This window comes from Afipia sp. DC4300-2b1 (genome assembly GCF_049895725.1).
GTDB classification, from domain to species: domain Bacteria; phylum Pseudomonadota; class Alphaproteobacteria; order Rhizobiales; family Xanthobacteraceae; genus Afipia; species Afipia broomeae.
The window spans coordinates 319,822-335,875 of the sequence record NZ_JAFCSX010000001.1 but is presented as its reverse complement, the minus strand read 5'-3'; the positions used below and the strand labels follow the sequence as shown (position 1 = coordinate 335,875).

The following is a 16,054-nucleotide window of genomic DNA, read 5'->3' as shown; positions in this document are numbered from 1 at the left end:
GTTCAAACATGACGACCACATTCGAAACCCTCTCGGTTGGCGACAGCATCGACGGCCCGAAGTTCTCGGTCTCGCGCGAATCCATCCGCCTGTTCTGCGATGCATCGCTCGACTACAACCCGCTGCATCTCGACGACAACTACATGAAGGGCGATTTCGGCAAGACCAATTTCGGCGGCATCATTATGCACGGCATGAACAACTTCGGGCTGATCACCCGGATGCTGACCGACTGGGCCTATCCCGCGGGCGCCATTCATCGCCGTCTGGAAACGCGCTGGGTCAAGCCGGTGAAGCCGGGCGATACCATCCAGCCGGAAGGCATCATCAAGGCGAAGCAGACCACCAAGAACTCGCGCTTCGTGCTGATCGACGTGCTGGTGAAGAACCAGAACGGCGACAAGGTCGCTGTCGGCGAGGCGATGGTCGAATTCCCGCGCGCAGCCGCAGCAGCCTGACCGGGAGTTGAAGCGCGATGTCGATCGCGATCATAGGCGCGGGAGTTGGCGGACTGACGGCGGCGTTGTCTTTGCACGCCGCCGGCCAGGGCGACATTCTCCTGCTGGAAGCAGCGCGTGAAATTCGCGACGTGGGCGTCGGCATCAACCTGCCGCCGCACGCCGTCCGTGAATTGAGCGAACTGGGCCTTGGGGATGCGCTCGCGAAAGTGGGCGTGCCGACCAAGGAGCTGGCTTACTACGATCCCAGAGGCCAGTTGATCTGGGCCGAGCCGCGCGGGTTAGACGCCGGTTACAAATGGCCGCAATACTCCATTCATCGGGGCACGCTGCAACGGCTGCTCGTCGATGCCGTGCACGAACGGCTGGGTGCGTCCACGATCCGCGTCGCGCAGCGGGTGACGGGCATCAGCGCCACGGGCAACAAGGCCGTCATCGCCGCGACCGATCTGATTGAGGATCGTCCGGTGTCCTATACGGCCGATGTCGCGATCTGCGCTGACGGCATCCGCTCGCCGTCGCGCGACAGTCTTTATGGCGCGGTCACGCCGCTCGCATCGAACGGCTGGGTCATGTACCGCGGCGTCACCAAGGCCGGGCCGTTTCTTTCCGGACGCTCGATGGTGATTATCGGCGATGAGACCCAGCGCGTGGTGGTCTATCCGATCGCGGATGGCGTCATCAACTGGCTGCTGGTTCGACCGAAGGATACGACGCGCGCCGAAACCGAACTCGGCAACTGGAATCTGCCGGTGCCGACCAGTGTCATTGCGGAGTTCGTAAAAGACTACCGCTTCGATTGGCTGGACGTGCATCATCTGGTGTCGTCGTCATCGGAATCCTACGAGTATCCCATGGCGGACATCGATCCGTTGCCGCGCTGGATTTTCGGGCGATGCGCGCTGCTCGGGGATGCCGCGCATGCGATGTATCCGTTCGGCTCCAACGGTGCGTCGCAGGCGATCCTTGATGCGCGGGTGCTGGCTTATGAGCTGGCGACCGCTGCGACCATCGATGACGCATTGCGCGCATATGACGCGCAGCGCCGGCCGGTTGCGAGCGAAGTACAGCTCGCAAATCGGCGGCAGGCAGGCGATGTGATGGCGCGCGTGAGCGCGCTGGCGCGCAGCGGCGCGCATGGCGATGCGAAAGCCGAGTTGCAGGATGTCGAACGCCGCTACAAGCAGCTTGCGGGTTTCGATGTCGATGCCCTGAACACCCGGAAATCGTGGAGCGTTTCTGACGTTTCGCGATAACGACAGATCAAGAACCGGAAACAATCCGGAACAGGAGGGAGACGTAAATGCGATATTTGGATGTGATGCGCTCTGCATTGGTTGCAGTTGGCGTGATGGCTGCGACATCGCAGATCGCCATAGCTCAGGATGCCTATCCGACCCGGCCGATCAGACTGCTGGTCGGCTTCGCGGCGGGCGGGGCGACGGATACCACGTTCCGCAAGCTTGCCGAACTTGCTGCCAAGGATCTCGGGCAGCCGATCATCGTTGAAAACCGGCCGGGCGCAGGTGCAACGCTGGCCCCGTCGACAATGGCCAAAACAGAAGCGCCCGACGGTTACACCATCGCGGCGGCGACTGCGGGATTGCTGCGTTACCCTTACATGCAGAAAGTCGACTGGGATCCGATCAAGGATTTCACCTGGATCACGGGTCTCGGCGGCTACACCTTTGTGCTCGCGGTCAACACCGACTCGCCGCTCAAGACACCTGCCGATTTTTTCGCTTACGCAAAGAAGAATCCCGATGTTCTGACGGTCGCGACCGCGGGCGCCGGCACCACCATGCATCTGCTCGCGGAAGCGCTCGCCGGAATGGCGGACGTGAAGATCACCCATGTCGGATACAAGGGCAGCAGCGAAGCCGTGACCGCGGTTCTCGGCGGTCACACCATGTCGACGGTCGATGCCATCGGCACCATTCTGCCTTATGTCGAATCGGGCAAGATGCGCGTGCTGCTGTCGTTCGATCCGCAGCCGGTGGCGTCACTGCCCGGCGTGCCGACAGCCAAGAGCCTCGGCTACGATCTGGTTTACCCTGCGCCGTATGGACTGGTCGGGCCGAAGGGAATGCCGCCCGCCGTCGTCGACAGGCTGTACAAGGCCTTCAAGGCCGCGGCCGACAGCGACGAGTACAAGAAGCTGCTGGTGCAACTCGGGCAGACGGAGTGGCAGAAGCCGCCCGGTGAATATCAGCAGTGGGCCGGCGAATTTTATCTCTCCGAACGCTCGCTGGTTGAACGCGCCAAGTTGCTGCGTCAGCCCTGAACGGTTGGATCGATCCCGCTGGCGAGGAGCATGCTCGCCATACAAACTCAAGTCAGGTTGAAATCATGAAGTCACTATTTGCCGCGATCTGCTCCGTGTTCCTGCTGGTCACCACGCCCGGCAGCGCCAATGAGCAGTTTCCCGTCAACAATGTGAAGATCATCGTGCCGTTCCCGGCCGGCGGCACCACCGACATTCTGGCGCGCTTTGTCGCCCAGTATCTCGGCGAGAAGCTCGGCGTCACGACCATTGTGGAGAATCGCGCCGGCGCTTCGGGCATCATCGGCTCCGAAGTGGTGGCGAAGTCGCCGAACGATGGCAGCGTGTTGCTGCTGACCGCGACGCATCACGTCATCAACCCGAGTCTCTACAAGCAACTGCCGTTCGATCCGCGCAAGGAGTTTTCTCCAGTCGCTCTGGTGGCGAGCGCGCCGAACGCACTCGTTGTGACGGCGAACTTCCCCGCCAAGAACGTCGCCGAACTGATCGCGATGGCCAAGAAGGAGCCCGGCAAGTATTCGTTCGGCTCCGCCGGCATCGGCGGCGCCAATCATCTGTCGGGCGAACTGTTCAAGCAGATGGCCGGCGTCGACATCGTGCACGTTCCCTACAAGGGCGCGGCGCCTGCGATGAACGACCTGATTGGTGGACACATTCCGATCATGTTCGACACGCTGCCGACGGTGCTGCCAGCAGCGTCCGGCGGCACCATCCGCGTGCTTGCAGTAACCAGCAAGGAGCGCGCCGCATCGCTGCCCGACGTGCCGACCCTCGATGAGGCCGGTGTGAAGGGTTTCGAGGCGACCGCGTGGTTCGGCCTTTATATGCCGGCCGCGAATGGCAACCCCGCCTACACCAAGCTGGTCGCGGCCATGAAGGAGATCCTCGCCTCGCCCGCAACGCGCGAGAAGTTTGCCGGACAAGGCGTCGAGCCCGGAAAGCTTTCCGGCCCGGATTTCACGAAGTTTGTGGATGCCGAGATGGACAAGTGGGCGAACGTCGTGAAGACCGCGAACGTGCCGCAGCAATAGCAGCCGGTCTCAAGGATTGCAGAAAGCCCGCTCCGGATTGTCCGGGGCGGGCTTTTGACTGGCTGGACCGGAGACGCGCGCCGCGCCTAGTGGGTCGGGGTGCCGTCAGAACCGTGCGTCGTGATGGTCTGGCCCGCGGTGGCCGCGGCCTTCATCACATACGGACTTGGTCCGACAACGTCGGTCGCAAGTCCGAGCTTCTCGAACAGGCGAATGGTCAGCCAGGTGGTGTCGAACTCCCACCACTTGTGGCCGTGACGCGCCGAACGCGGATCGGCGTGGTGATTGTTGTGCCAGCCTTCGCCGTGAGCAAGGAGACCGATGAACACGTTGTTCCGGCTGTCTTCGTCGGTGCGGTAATTCCGGTAGCCCCACAGATGGGTGATGGAGTTCACCGCCCAGGTCTGGTGCCAGACGAACACCGTGCGCACGAACACACCCCAGATCAGGATGCTCAGCCCGAACTGCAACGCCTGCATCGCAGTCCCGCCCATCGCCAGCTCAGCGAGGAAGCCGAGGCCGAAAAACACCAGCCATTGAATGAGGATGATCTTGAGCTGAAGCCAGTTGCGCTCGAGCGCGACATAGAACGGATCGCGCAGGATGTCCTTGGCGTAGCGCTCGTAAATTCCGAGGCGGTTGAGCTCGGGATTCTTGACGATCAGCCAGCCGATGTGCCCCCACAGGAAGTTCACCAGCGGGCTGTGCGGATCCGGCTGTTCGTCGGCGTGCTGATGATGCCGGCGATGCACGGCGACCCAGCGGGCCGGCGTATCCTCCACACAGCAAATGGCGATGACCACGAGCACATGCTCGAACCATTTCGGACAGCGGAAGCCGCGATGGGTGAGCAGACGGTGATAGCCGATATTGATGCCGAGCAATCCGCTCAGGCGGGCAGCAATGACGGCCACGATCACCCCGGTCCAACTGAAATACCAGGGGATGAAGGCGAGCAGCGCGACCAGATGGTAAAACAGGATGGGGAGGGCGGCCCCCCATTCAATGCGGTTGAGATTGACCCCTGCGGGCAGCGGCAGACGGCCGGACAATCCGGGCTCCGCGGTGCCGGGGAGGGGGACGGCTTTCGCGGCCGCCGGACGATTGTTAGTCATTTCAGCGGTCAAAGGGTCCAAAACTGCCTTCCGGGTGGGGCCAAGGCCGTGTTTAACGCATACGCCGCCGAAGATGAAGGACGGGGGACGCGAGCGGCTCTAGATGTTTGATTAGAGAGACATTTGGGCCGGGAAAAGTCCGAAACCGGGTTCCGTTCGGGGCAATTTGACCCGGTTGCAGGGGCTGAATTTGCCTGATCGGATTGACATTTGTGCCACCGATGGCATAGAAACCGCCCTGCCCCGCGCGGCTTGGCCTGCGGGATATGCCCATCAACCAACGGTTTCATACTCGGCCTGCAACGCGGCCTTCCAGAGAGCATTGTCCCATGAAGGTCCGTAATTCGCTGAAGTCCCTGCGCGGCCGTAACCGCAACAACCGTCTGGTCCGCCGCAAGGGCCGGGTTTATGTCATCAACAAGGTTCAGCGCCGCTTCAAGGCGCGCCAGGGCTGATTCGCCGCCCGATTGTTCGATGATGTCGCCAGCCGCCAGCGGCTGGCAGGTCTAGCCCAGAACTTCCCCCATATCACAGCCGTTTGACGCCGCTGGTGCTTTGCACGCGGTGCTTTCCGCGTTTAGACTTTCCGTCATGGCATCCAAGACGGAATGGACCACGGCTGTCCTGAAACTCGCGATCGTCGCTCTGACGCTCGTGGCGTTCGCTGCGACCCCCGCAGCGGCACAGGCTCCGCAAATCACCCCGCCAGGCAAGCAGAAGAAACTGCCGCAGCCGCCCGCCAAGCTCCCGCGCGTGATCGGCGACAAGGCCAAGAATCTCGATTTTCTGTTCGGCGCGCTGAAGGCCGCGCCGGATCAGGAGAGCGCCAAGGCCGTTGAAGCCCGAATCTGGGCGGTATGGACCGCGACGCCGAGCGACACGGCGGCGCTCTTGATGGCGCGGGCCAAGCTCGCGCTGGACAGCAAGGACACCGATGTCGCGCTGAAGCTGCTCGATGCGGTCATCAAGCTGCGTCCCGATTACATCGAGGCCTGGAACCGGCGTGCGACGATCTATTACCTTCAGAACGACTACAGCCGCTCGATGGAAGACATCCGGCAGGTGCTGATCCGAGAGCCGCGCCACTTTGGCGCCCTGGCGGGTCTCGGCATGATCATGCAGGAGACCGGCGACGAAAAGCACGCGCTGGACGCTTTCCGCAGGGCGCTCGCCATCAACCCGTACCTCGAACGTGTCCCCGATCTCGTGAAGACCCTGTCCGAGAAGGTTGAAGGCCGCGATATTTAACCAGTCATTTATTGTATTCTGACTGGCATAACGGCCGGTTTGTTTTGACGTGAAACTTATTCATCGGTCGTTCGTATTTCCCGCCGTGAAGAAAATTCCCCGGATTCTTTCCATGATTGTTCTGGCGGCTGTGGTCACGCTGGCGGCGCTGGCGCTGATCACGCAGGCCGGCGTTTTTGCGCTCGAACGCGCCTATCCGCCGCAGGGAAAGTTTGTGGACGTCAAGGGAGCGCGGCTTCATGTCGTCGAACTGGGCCCGACTTACGCGCCCGGTCTGCCGATCGTCCTCATTCACGGCGCGAGTTCGAGCCTGCAAACCATGCGCCAGCCGCTCGGCGAGCGGCTGGCGAAAGATCATCGCGTCCTCCTGATCGACCGGCCGGGCCACGGCTGGAGCACGCGCGACCGCACCGAGGATTCGACACTCGCGATTCAGGCCCGGATGATCGACGAGGCGCTGGGCAAGCTCGGTGTCGATCAGGCCATTATCGTCGGTCATTCGTGGGCCGGCGCGATGATGCCGGCGCTGGCGATGCAATATTCCAAGCGGGTCGCGGCCATCATGATGCTGTCGCCGGTGGCGTATCCCTGGCCGGGTGGGGTCGGACGGTTCAACAGGATCGCGACCATTCCGGTGATCGGCCCGCTGCTCGCCTATACGATCACGCTGCCGCTGGGCATGTTTCTCGTTGATGGCGGAACGCGTTATGTCTTCGCGCCGCAGACGATGCCCGACGGCTATATCGATGCGACCGCGGTGCGCATGGTGTTGCGGCCGCAGGTCTTTCTCGACAATGCTCGGGATCTCACGACGCTGAAGGCGGAAGTGGCGAAGCAGTCACCGAATTATCCGTCGATCCGGGTTCCGGTGACGATCATCGCTGGCGACGCCGACAAGACGGTTTCGACCGATATTCATTCCCGCCCATTTGCGGAGGCTGTGCCGCAGACGAAACTCGTGGTGTTGCCGAATGGCGGCCACATGCCGCAGGTTTATGCAACAGACCTGATCGTGGCGGAGATCGAGGCGATATCCGCAAAAGCGCAGGCGTTCTCGGTCACCGCGCGCAGGTCTGATTGATTCGCTCGGACTGCCGTCACTGACACGCCCACGGGGCAGATTGCCACGCAACTGCAAGCAATTTTGGTGGCGACGGACCCGCGCACGTTGATTTTTGATCCCGCCATTGCTAGTTCGGCGTCTTTCGCAGCGGCGCGTGCCGCATTTCTCAGTTTTGATTTTGATTGGAGATTTCCGTGAAAGCTTCGTCATTGAGTTTTTTCGCCGCTGTCATCGCGGTTCTCATCGGCATGTCCTGGGGCATCGTCATGGCGATGTCGCAGGACCATTCCTCCATGCCCGCGCACGCTCACCTCAACCTGCTGGGCTGGGTGTCGTTGTTTCTGTTCGGGATTTTCTATCGCCTTCATCCGGCGCTGGAAGTTTCGCGTATCGCGCTGGCGCAGGTCTGGATCTGGATCGTCGGCACGATCGCCTTGACCGTGGGTGTTGCCATGCTGCACGCGGGCAACAAGGCCGGTGAGCCTTATGCAGGCATCGGATCGCTTGTCCTGCTCGGCGATATGCTGCTGTTCGGCTGGCTGGTGGTTCGGAACGAACTCCGCACGGCCGCCACGCCGCGATAGATCGTTCGCTCGGCTCGCACGCGCAACATGCACGTGCATCGGAGGAGAAGTTTCTCTTTTGATCACGATGCGCTGAACATCATACTGCTGCCATCGATCGATGATCGAGTGTCGTCGTTATACGCGTCCTTTTCTCGCTCCAGCAGAATGAAGGTCGGACATGACAACCTCATCGAACAATGACAATGCTTTCAGCAAAGTCGCGGAAACGATTCCGTTTCCCGATCTCGCGCGCGTCAGCGAGATGAACGGAACCATGCTGAACGAAATCGCGAAGTTCAACGCGCAGGTCAGCACCAACATGCAGTCGGTCGGCAAGGAATGGTCCGAGTTTGTCGGGATGAGGCTCCGCGAGGATGCCCAGTTATTCCGCTCGATCCACGATTGCCGCTCGTTGCAGGATCTGCAGCAGGTGTACGCGCAGTTCTGGCAAACCGCATTCACCCAGTACGGTGAAGAAGCCCAGCGTATGATGAAACTGACGCAGGGGACTGTCGAGGATGCGACCCGCAACGCGCGGGAACTCCGCGATACGGTCATTCATACCGACAAGGCTGCCTGACTCCGGCATTCGCCGGGTGCCACGGAGGTGGTGCCCGGCCGCATGCCGGCGCAACAGAATTTTTGCTCGTCGCCAATCGTGCTTTGCTCACAACGGAATTGTTGTGGTCTCGAATGGTCATTCAACCTGACAATGCGTCTCTACGGTCCTCAGTCGGACGCGCTGACTGGAAAGTGGAATCCGCCCCCGTGACACGGGTTCAGGAGACGGCGGCCCAGTCAGCGAAGTAGAGCCGAGTTGGCGTCAGATGTCGGCTTCGCGGTCGGGGCCGACATAAGCGATACGCACCATGTTGGTCGTGCCCGGCGTGCCGAGCGGTACGCCCGCAACGATGATCACGCGCTGGCCTGCTTTCGCAAACCCGTCACGGAACGCGATGCTTCCCGCGCGGTCGATCATGTCGTCCTGATCGTGCGCGTCTTCCGCGATCACGCAATGCACGCCCCACACCAGCGACAGTTTGCGCCCGGTGTTGACGCTCGGCGTGATGGCGACCACTGGCGGCCTTGGCCGCTCGCGCGCAACGCGCAGCGCGGTGGAGCCTGAACTGGTCCAGCAGATGATGGCGGAGAGATCGAGCGTCTCGGCGATCTGGCGCGCGGCATCGGCGATGGCGTCGCCTGCGGTCGCTTCAGGATCGGGCCGCTGTGCAGCGATGACGCCGCGATAGGTCGGGTCGCGTTCGCATTCCTCGCCGATGCGGTTCATGGTCAGCACCGCCTCGACCGGGAATTTGCCTGCGGCGGATTCTGCCGACAGCATGATCGCATCCGCGCCTTCGAACACGGCGTTGGCGACGTCCGAGACTTCGGCACGCGTCGGCACCGGCGACGTGATCATCGATTCGAGCATCTGTGTCGCGATCACCACCGGCTTGCCGGCGCGCCGCGCCATGCGCGTCATCTGCTTCTGGAGTCCGGGCACGCGTTCGGCCGGCAATTCGACGCCAAGGTCGCCGCGCGCAACCATCAGCGCGTCGGAGGCCTCCATGATTTCGGCGAGACGGTCGATCGCCTGCGGCTTCTCGATCTTCGACATGATCGAGGCGCGGCCGCGCACCAGCTTCTTGGCCTCGATCACGTCATCGGCGCGCTGCACGAACGACAGTGCGACCCAGTCGATGCCGGTTTCCAGCGCAGCCTCGAGGTCGGCGCGGTCCTTCGGTGTCATCGCCGACACCGGCAGATCGGTGTCGGGCAGGCTGACGCCCTTGCGGTCGGACATTTTTCCGCCGGTCACCACGCGCACGAGGGCGTGGTCAGGCGAGGTCTCCTCCGCGATCAGGCGAAGTTTGCCGTCGTCGATCAGCAGCGCGTGGCCGGGCCGCAATGCTTTCAGAATTTCAGGATGGGGAAGATGGACGCGGGTCTTGTTGCCCGGCGCCGGATCGGCATCGAGAGTGAACATCGCGCCGTTGTTGAGTTCGACAAAGCCGTTCTCGAAATTGCCGAGCCGCAGCTTCGGCCCCTGAAGATCGACCAGAATGCCGATCGGGCGGCCGTAACTGCCTTCCACGCTGCGGATCGTCGCCACAAGCTCACGCATCTTGTCGTGCGGGGTGTGGCTCATGTTGATGCGGAACACGTCCGCGCCGGCCTCGAACAGCTTGCGGATGGAGGCGCTGTCCGACGATGCCGGTCCAAGCGTGGCGAGAATTTTAATGCGTCGCAGACGTCTCATTTAGGATTTCCAGGAGCTGCACCGGGAAGTGCGCCGGGTTGTGCAGCCCCCGGCGCATTCGGCATGCCGGGAAGGCCTGGCGAGCGCGGGTTCTGTTCGTTGGATTCGGTCAGTTGCACGGTCCATGCGCGCTGGTCGCCGGTATCGACCTCGAAGTAGCCGGTGCGGTCGAAACCGCGCGCCAGGCAGTCTTCCGTGCCTTTGATGGTGAATTCCTTGTCGCGCGAACACATGAAGGCTTGCCCCGACCACTCTCCGCCGCGGTCATAGTCGATGGCGTAGATATAATAGTAACGTGCGACAAGCGTTCCACGCAGGAGGGTTTCGCAGGCCCGGGACGACACGTTCCACCAGCCCTCGGTGACCCAGCCTTCGTTGTCCTTGTAGCCAAGTGCGATGCCGACCCGGCTCGACGTGTTGTTGCAGAGCCGGAAATCCGCGGCTGCGGGCGCGCTCCACGCACACAGCCCGATCAGCGCGACAAGCCCAGTGAGGGCGGCGGTGATCGTGCGGGAAAGCGTCATGCGGCGGGAGATTGTGGCGGTCATACCAGGTACTATCAACCGTTCGTTGATTTCGCGTAACACATTGACCATGATCGGCAAAAAGCTGAGATTTCATGTCCGGTCAGGTCCCGTCACTATAAGGGGGCTTGGCGGTTTCGCCAAACCGTGCGCAAGCATTAATAGGCCACTTGCCGCGTTGCGATGTGGGCTGGTTTGGTTTTTTCCGCCATATGGAAAATCACCGGATACGGTCCCATGTTAGAAGCCCTTATGGGGCGGCTCATACGACGGATGAAATGGCGGAAAAATGACCATGGCGATGGATGACAAGACCCGGACGGAGTTGGAAGCAGCGGTTTTCCGCCGGCTGGTCGAGCATCTGCGCGGACGGACCGACGTGCAGAATATCGACCTGATGAACCTTGCGGGCTTCTGCCGCAATTGCCTGTCGAACTGGCTGAAGGAGGCCGCCGACGCGAAGGGCGTGGCGCTGAGCAAGGACGACAGCCGCGAGGCGGTCTATGGCATGCCGTACGAGACCTGGAAGGCGACCTATCAGAGCGACGCGACGCCGGAGCAGCAGGCGGCGCTGAAGAAGAGCCACGCCGGTCACTGAAACACGCAAGCGAAATCGGCGCGCCAGCGCCGGCTTTTCTTTCTTCTGTGGGTCACTGTGGATGACCGCGACTCCGCCTTGACGGGGCAGCCCCCACTCTTGAGTGTGACCCGCCAATGACGTGCCTCCGCGCACGCTTCCCTAAAGCCCCATATCGAGTTCAGGAGTATCTCCGATGGCCATGCCTGCCGAGAAAGACAACGACGACACCGCGCACAGCTTCGCGAAGGGGCAGCTCAAGGCGATCATCGAGCGCATCGAGCGTCTCGAGGAAGAGAAGAAGACCATCAGCGACGACATCAAGGACGTCTATGGCGAGGCCAAGGGCAACGGTTTCGACGTCAAGGCGCTGCGCACCATCATCCGCATGCGCAAGCAGGATGCCGACGAGCGTCAGGAACAGGAAACGATCCTGGAGACGTATATGCAGGCGCTGGGGATGCTGTGAGGCATTCACACACTGTCTGTCATGCGCGGGCTTGACCCGCGCATCCATCCAGGGATTTGAGAGAAGAAGAGGGATTGCCGGGTCATAGGCGAGCGAAGCGACGCCGTTCTTCGAACGGCTATTGCCCGGCAATGACGGTTTACCGCAGCGAGGCGGTGCGCATCGCAAACGACGTCGTCGACAGCGTCGCCGTCGCCGGACCGGTGAACTTCTCGCAGACGATGCCCATCTGCGGATCTTCCGAGAACGTCATCGCTACCGCGGTGTTCGGTTTGACGAAGTGGACGCGCATCACGGTCATGTCCTGATCGCCGAGCGACGAGACCGACAGCGACGTGCTGGCGCTTGGCGCGAGGATCATCGCGCGCATCCAGATGTCGTTGGTCTGGGAGGCCTGCTTGATCCGCGCGGAGGTTGCGATCGGGCCCTGGCGGGTTTTCCCGATCGCCGCATCGTTGGCCTTGATCTCCGCGCCGGACATCGGATTGGGAGCGAGCGCCGCGACGCGCGAGTTGCTGCGCGGAACGGGCGCGCTGGCGGCGACGATCTGGGCGCGGTCGAGCGGAGCATTGGCGGGCGCATAGGCCAGCGCCTGCGAGACGTTCTGCGGCAGGCTTGCAGTGAACTGCGGATCGGCGGCGACGACAGCGCCGCGGGCCTTGAGGGCTGCGATCTGCGCCTGCGCTGCTGCAGGCTTCGGCGCCGGCTCGTTATCCCAGAAACCGCGGGCGTTGATGATGTCGATGGGAGATTGCGGGGCGTATTCGTCGGCAGGAACTGGTTTAAGCGCAGGTTGGGCTTTCGCGAGGGCGACGGCCTTGGGTTCGGCCGAAGCGACCTGATAGGACGCTGCGCCTGCGGGTTTCGCGCGCGGCAGCGGCACGCGTTCGAGAACCTTCTCGGCGGCGGTGACGGTGGCTTGTGCGGCGTCCTTGGCCTTGTCGGCTGCGGCCATCGCCACCTGCGTGACCTTGCCCTGTGTCACAGCGTCGTTGCCGGCTTCTTCCTCGTCATCCGCGGTCTTGCGGCCGAACAGCGAGGCCAGGAAAGTCTTCGACTTCGACGGCGCGGCGACATCCTCGCCATTGCCGCGGCGCTGAATGTCGGCCAGTGCAAGCTCATAGCCCTTCAGCGGCTTGCCGTCGGTCGGCACATGCACGGTGCGGCCATCGGGGAAGACGCGCGCGAGCTGGTCGTGGGTCATGCGCGGCCAGTGGCGGATGCTGCCGACATCGAGATGCACGAACGGCGATCCGGAGGTGGGGTAGAAACCGACGCCGCCGCGTTGCAGGCGAAGTCCGGCGTAGCGGATTTGTTCGAGGGGCACGCCGGGGATGAAGAAATCCATCGCGTGGCCCTGCATGTGCTGGCTGTGACGCGCGACTCCCGAGGAGCGGCGGCGGAGCATGGCGTTGGTGGCGGGCGAGCGATAGGCGGAGATGATCTGGATCGGCTGCTTGCCGTCGACGTCGCGGTAGACTTCCCAGACGATGTCGAATAGCCGGCGGTCCATAGTGGTCTGGTCCTGGCTGCGCCAGTCGCGGAGGAAGTAGTTCAGTTTCTTCAGCGCGGCTTCGTCGTAGCGGCCGCTGCGCTTGAAGGTGACCGTGAGGTCTTCGCCGGAATGGGTGTGGTGGAAGGAGAGGGTGCGGGTGTCGCCGTCGGCGGTGGCGTTGTGGACGGAGCGGGCGTTGGTCGCCACCAGCAGCAGCGAGGCGAGGCCGACGCGCACCGAGGTGCGCGAAAGCCATTCAAAGCCAATGCTGCGTGGAAAACCGCCCGCCACTCAGAATCCCGTCAGCCGTCAGTCTGTTAGGTGATCCCCCGCTACCCCACGCAACGGGAGAGGATGAACATAGTCCTAAGGCAGGAGGGTTAATCGATATTTACCAATCCCTGCCTGAGGCCTCTCAGTCAGCTTCCCAAGTCTCGTCTGCCCAAGTCTTCGTTTCACAAAGTCTTTAGTTGCCCAAGTCTTTAGCGATCCCAAGTCTTAATCAGTCTTGCCCAAGTCTGTCACAGGCCCGTGAAGGCCAGTATGCCGCTGCGAGTATGGCAAAAAAGGGCCGGTAGGCCGATCCGGGGCGGAATGCTTTGTGGGCGATGGTTAACAAAAGGGGCCCCGCGGTTGGCGGAGCCCTGGAACTTGTAAAACCGGGTAAAATGGACCCGTTTTCGGCCGAATCCGTCGCTTAGCGAACCACGCGGCGCTGGCCGCGGACCGGCGCCGGCGGGGTCGGCGCTCCAAACAGGCGTTCGAAGAAGCCCATGCCGCTGTTGCTGGCGAAGCTGTCGCCGGGAACCCGGACGTTGGTCGGGCGGACATAGTTCGGCTGGGCGTGGGAGACGGCCATTTCCATCTCCTTGCCTTCGCTGCCCTTGAGCAGCGAAATTACCCGGGCGTCGCGGCCGTAGATGTCCTTGCGGAACTCGAGCTTGCCTGCGTCGTCAACGAACGCCGTCTGATAGGTGATATTGACCGGGATTGGCGTCGGGAAGTTGATGTTGAGTTCGCTGCGGCCGTACAGGGCTTTGATCTTTTCCGGCGTGTAGCCTTCCTTCGGCAGCGCGATGCTCAGCAGATTCGCCGCGTACTGATCCGGATTCTGCACGCGCATGCAGCCGTGGCTGAAGGCGCGCTCTTCCTTGGCGAACAGGTGCTTGTCCGGCGTGTCGTGCTGATAGACGAGGAACTTGTTCGGGAAGTTGAAGCGGATGCGGCCGAGCGCGTTGGCCTCGCCCGGCGGCTGCGAGATGCGGACGCTGCCGTCGGCGGCGCGCGCGAGCTTGAGACCCATGCGGTCGAGCACGGTCGGGTCCTGCGCCAGCGCGGGCAGGTACTCGTTGTAGATGATCGACGGCGGCACGTTCCACGTCGGGTTGACGGTGATGAACTTCATCGTCTCCGTCAGTTCAGGGGTGGCGTGCTTGCCCGGCTTGCCGACGACAACGCGCGTGGTCCAGACCTGCTTGCCGTTGTGCATCAGCTTAAGCGTGTAATCAGGAATATTGAGGATCACGTAGGCATCGCCGAGCTGCTTCGCGCCGAGCTCACGCGGCAGCCAGCGCCAGCGTTCCATGTTGGCGCGCACGATGTCGATCTTGCGGTCGTTCTTCGGGCCGTTCATGGCGCGGACGGTGGCGTTATCGAGCACGCCGGTCGCCTTCAGATCGTTGTTCGACTGGAACTTGCGAACCGCGTCCGCAACCGACGCATCGTAGCGCTTGTCGTCGGCGTTTTCGGTGACGTGAAGCTTCGCGCGCAGCGCCGGCACGCGCTCGTCTTCCATCACGACGGGGTTTGCGTTCTTCTTCGTCGGCTTGACGAACTTCAGCGTGTCGCCTTCGGCGATGTGCTTGGAGGTGTCTTCGGTGATGCCGCGCAGTTCGGCGAGCTTCGCCTTCAGGCCCTTGTAGCCGTTGTGCGGCGGATTATAGCCCTCGAGCGCTGCAGAGGCGTCCTTTGCGGTCGAGACGTTGATCAGAACCTCGATGGGATCAACCGGATGTTCGGGATAGGAGATATCCGCGCTGACGCGCGAGAAGTGCATGCGGCCGCTCTGGGCGTGGCGCGCGTAATCGAGCATGCTTTCGGTCAGACGCAGTTCGGCTTCGGCCTGTGCATCGGGCGTGGTCGCGGCAGCGAAATCCGGTGTCGGATAATCGGCAGGATTGAGGCCCTCGCTGCCCGCGTCCTTGAGACGCGTGATCACGCTCTTCGCGCGCGCAGTGACGGCGCCGGACTCGCTCCAGAGCGGAGCGTAGTTGCGGTCCTTGTAGAAATTCTCGACGGCGGTGCGCTCGTTCTTGCGGTCGAAATAGCGCGCGCCCTTGGTGGCGATCAGGTCGCGCAGCTTCTCGGCGACCGGCTGATCGGCGGCGGCAACAGCGGGAGCGGCTTTGGCGGGCTCAACGGCCGGCGCTGCTGCTGCGGCTGCCGGCGGCGTGGTGGCTGGCGGCGTTGCGGTCGGCGCTGTCGCAGCGGGAGGAACGGTTGCGGTGGTGACAGGAGCCGCAGCCGGTGCTGCAGCTTCGTCCTTCTTCGGAGCCGTTGCGGCAGGCGCGGCTGCTGCGGCGTCGGGCTTGAAGTCGCTCGCGGTTGGCGGGGGTAAGTTGGCAGGTTCGGGAAGCGGAACGGCAGCGTCGATGGCGAGATCTGCGGGGCTCTTTGCCGGACCCGACTGAGCCATGGCGCTGGTCGCCGCCATGGTGAGGAAGGTGGCTGCAACAGCCATCAGGACCCGGTCGAAGCCTGTCGGGCCCTTGCGGTGGCCGGTCGAAAAGTCATGCATTCTCGCACCCCTTGGACGACACTGCCCCGGCATGGAACAGCTCATGTTGGTTTCCGTCAGTACCTGTTGCAAAAGCGCCGGCTTGATCGGACTTTGCTACGCAATCCCGCATTGAAAACATTGCGAAACGGTACACGCGCCAGCTTGACGCGGCCAGTCGCCGCCGG

At 62.6% G+C, this 16,054-nt stretch carries 16 protein-coding genes; 11 read left to right on the top strand and 5 right to left on the bottom strand.

The window, feature by feature from the left end; all coding sequences use genetic code 11:
- The first annotated feature begins 8 nt into the window (after window positions 1-8).
- The 4 genes from ACP7AL_RS01665 to ACP7AL_RS01650 all read left to right on the top strand — a co-directional run bounded on the left by ACP7AL_RS01665 (window position 9) and on the right by ACP7AL_RS01650 (window position 3,773).
- Window positions 9-458 (top strand): MaoC family dehydratase, encoded by a 450-nt coding sequence (locus ACP7AL_RS01665; protein ID WP_006022178.1) that lies wholly within the window; start codon window positions 9-11, stop codon window positions 456-458.
- A 17-nt stretch (window positions 459-475) separates the two neighbouring features.
- Complete coding sequence (locus ACP7AL_RS01660; protein ID WP_425988139.1) at window positions 476-1,714, top strand: FAD-dependent monooxygenase; 1,239 nt, start codon at window positions 476-478, stop codon at window positions 1,712-1,714.
- Window positions 1,715-1,761: 47 nt separating this feature from the next.
- Window positions 1,762-2,742: a tripartite tricarboxylate transporter substrate binding protein gene (locus ACP7AL_RS01655; RefSeq protein WP_425988136.1), complete on the top strand. Its 981-nt coding sequence runs from the start codon at window positions 1,762-1,764 to the stop codon at window positions 2,740-2,742.
- Window positions 2,743-2,807: 65 nt separating this feature from the next.
- Complete coding sequence (locus ACP7AL_RS01650; RefSeq protein WP_425988134.1) at window positions 2,808-3,773, top strand: tripartite tricarboxylate transporter substrate binding protein; 966 nt, start codon at window positions 2,808-2,810, stop codon at window positions 3,771-3,773.
- Between the two features lie 86 nt (window positions 3,774-3,859).
- Here ACP7AL_RS01650 and ACP7AL_RS01645 read toward each other — a convergent pair whose 3' ends face one another.
- Window positions 3,860-4,888 (bottom strand): acyl-CoA desaturase, encoded by a 1,029-nt coding sequence (locus tag ACP7AL_RS01645; RefSeq protein WP_425988132.1) that lies wholly within the window; start codon window positions 4,886-4,888, stop codon window positions 3,860-3,862.
- A gap of 329 nt (window positions 4,889-5,217) precedes the next feature.
- Here ACP7AL_RS01645 and ykgO point away from each other — a divergent pair, with 329 nt between their 5' ends.
- The 5 genes from ykgO to ACP7AL_RS01620 all read left to right on the top strand — a co-directional run bounded on the left by ykgO (window position 5,218) and on the right by ACP7AL_RS01620 (window position 8,345).
- The gene (ykgO, locus tag ACP7AL_RS01640; protein WP_002713372.1) at window positions 5,218-5,343 is read left to right on the top strand and encodes a type B 50S ribosomal protein L36; all 126 of its coding nucleotides are present in this window, start codon (window positions 5,218-5,220) and stop codon (window positions 5,341-5,343) included.
- 136 nt (window positions 5,344-5,479) lie between these two features.
- A complete protein-coding gene (locus tag ACP7AL_RS01635; protein ID WP_425988130.1) occupies window positions 5,480-6,136 on the top strand; it encodes a tetratricopeptide repeat protein in 657 nt (218 codons plus the stop codon).
- 112 nt (window positions 6,137-6,248) lie between these two features.
- Complete coding sequence (locus tag ACP7AL_RS01630) at window positions 6,249-7,217, top strand: alpha/beta fold hydrolase (RefSeq protein WP_425988128.1); 969 nt, start codon at window positions 6,249-6,251, stop codon at window positions 7,215-7,217.
- Window positions 7,218-7,393: 176 nt separating this feature from the next.
- Window positions 7,394-7,783 carry a hypothetical protein gene (locus tag ACP7AL_RS01625; RefSeq protein WP_006022170.1) on the top strand — a complete coding sequence of 130 codons (390 nt, stop codon included), beginning with the start codon at window positions 7,394-7,396 and terminating at the stop codon, window positions 7,781-7,783.
- A 160-nt stretch (window positions 7,784-7,943) separates the two neighbouring features.
- Complete coding sequence (locus ACP7AL_RS01620; protein ID WP_006022169.1) at window positions 7,944-8,345, top strand: phasin family protein; 402 nt, start codon at window positions 7,944-7,946, stop codon at window positions 8,343-8,345.
- Between the two features lie 243 nt (window positions 8,346-8,588).
- On the opposite strand, the gene pyk is transcribed toward ACP7AL_RS01620, so the two are convergent.
- The gene (pyk, locus tag ACP7AL_RS01615) at window positions 8,589-10,025 is read right to left on the bottom strand and encodes a pyruvate kinase (RefSeq protein WP_425988125.1); all 1,437 of its coding nucleotides are present in this window, start codon (window positions 10,023-10,025) and stop codon (window positions 8,589-8,591) included.
- A complete protein-coding gene (locus tag ACP7AL_RS01610; RefSeq protein ID WP_041712611.1) occupies window positions 10,022-10,573 on the bottom strand; it encodes a DUF1036 domain-containing protein in 552 nt (183 codons plus the stop codon). The genes pyk and ACP7AL_RS01610 overlap by 4 nt, the downstream gene beginning before the upstream one ends.
- Before the next feature lie 271 nt (window positions 10,574-10,844).
- On the opposite strand from ACP7AL_RS01610, the gene ACP7AL_RS01605 reads away from it, so the two are divergent.
- Both ACP7AL_RS01605 and ACP7AL_RS01600 read left to right on the top strand, forming a co-directional pair.
- The gene (locus ACP7AL_RS01605) at window positions 10,845-11,147 is read left to right on the top strand and encodes a DUF1244 domain-containing protein (RefSeq protein WP_425988123.1); all 303 of its coding nucleotides are present in this window, start codon (window positions 10,845-10,847) and stop codon (window positions 11,145-11,147) included.
- A 175-nt stretch (window positions 11,148-11,322) separates the two neighbouring features.
- Window positions 11,323-11,595: a DUF2312 domain-containing protein gene (locus ACP7AL_RS01600; protein WP_006022165.1), complete on the top strand. Its 273-nt coding sequence runs from the start codon at window positions 11,323-11,325 to the stop codon at window positions 11,593-11,595.
- Between the two features lie 139 nt (window positions 11,596-11,734).
- Here the strand turns inward: ACP7AL_RS01600 and ACP7AL_RS01595 are convergent, their stop codons facing one another.
- On the bottom strand, window positions 11,735-13,381 hold the full coding sequence (locus ACP7AL_RS01595; RefSeq protein ID WP_425988121.1) for a DUF882 domain-containing protein: 1,647 nt from the start codon (window positions 13,379-13,381) through the stop codon (window positions 11,735-11,737).
- Between the two features lie 406 nt (window positions 13,382-13,787).
- On the bottom strand, window positions 13,788-15,887 hold the full coding sequence (locus ACP7AL_RS01590; RefSeq protein WP_425988119.1) for a L,D-transpeptidase family protein: 2,100 nt from the start codon (window positions 15,885-15,887) through the stop codon (window positions 13,788-13,790).
- Window positions 15,888-16,054: the final 167 nt, after the last annotated feature.

Coding starts and splice junctions, on each gene's coding strand:
- ACP7AL_RS01655 (WP_425988136.1), top strand. CDS start 1,762: ATGCGATATTTGGATGTGATGCGCTCTGCATTGGTTGCAGTTGGCGTG.
- ACP7AL_RS01635 (WP_425988130.1), top strand. CDS start 5,480: ATGGCATCCAAGACGGAATGGACCACGGCTGTCCTGAAACTCGCGATC.
- ACP7AL_RS01590 (WP_425988119.1), bottom strand. CDS start 15,887: ATGCATGACTTTTCGACCGGCCACCGCAAGGGCCCGACAGGCTTCGAC.
- ACP7AL_RS01645 (WP_425988132.1), bottom strand. CDS start 4,888: ATGACTAACAATCGTCCGGCGGCCGCGAAAGCCGTCCCCCTCCCCGGC.
- pyk (WP_425988125.1), bottom strand. CDS start 10,025: ATGAGACGTCTGCGACGCATTAAAATTCTCGCCACGCTTGGACCGGCA.
- ykgO (WP_002713372.1), top strand. CDS start 5,218: ATGAAGGTCCGTAATTCGCTGAAGTCCCTGCGCGGCCGTAACCGCAAC.
- ACP7AL_RS01660 (WP_425988139.1), top strand. CDS start 476: ATGTCGATCGCGATCATAGGCGCGGGAGTTGGCGGACTGACGGCGGCG.
- ACP7AL_RS01605 (WP_425988123.1), top strand. CDS start 10,845: ATGGCGATGGATGACAAGACCCGGACGGAGTTGGAAGCAGCGGTTTTC.
- ACP7AL_RS01600 (WP_006022165.1), top strand. CDS start 11,323: ATGGCCATGCCTGCCGAGAAAGACAACGACGACACCGCGCACAGCTTC.
- ACP7AL_RS01665 (WP_006022178.1), top strand. CDS start 9: ATGACGACCACATTCGAAACCCTCTCGGTTGGCGACAGCATCGACGGC.
- ACP7AL_RS01610 (WP_041712611.1), bottom strand. CDS start 10,573: ATGACCGCCACAATCTCCCGCCGCATGACGCTTTCCCGCACGATCACC.
- ACP7AL_RS01620 (WP_006022169.1), top strand. CDS start 7,944: ATGACAACCTCATCGAACAATGACAATGCTTTCAGCAAAGTCGCGGAA.
- ACP7AL_RS01650 (WP_425988134.1), top strand. CDS start 2,808: ATGAAGTCACTATTTGCCGCGATCTGCTCCGTGTTCCTGCTGGTCACC.
- ACP7AL_RS01630 (WP_425988128.1), top strand. CDS start 6,249: ATGATTGTTCTGGCGGCTGTGGTCACGCTGGCGGCGCTGGCGCTGATC.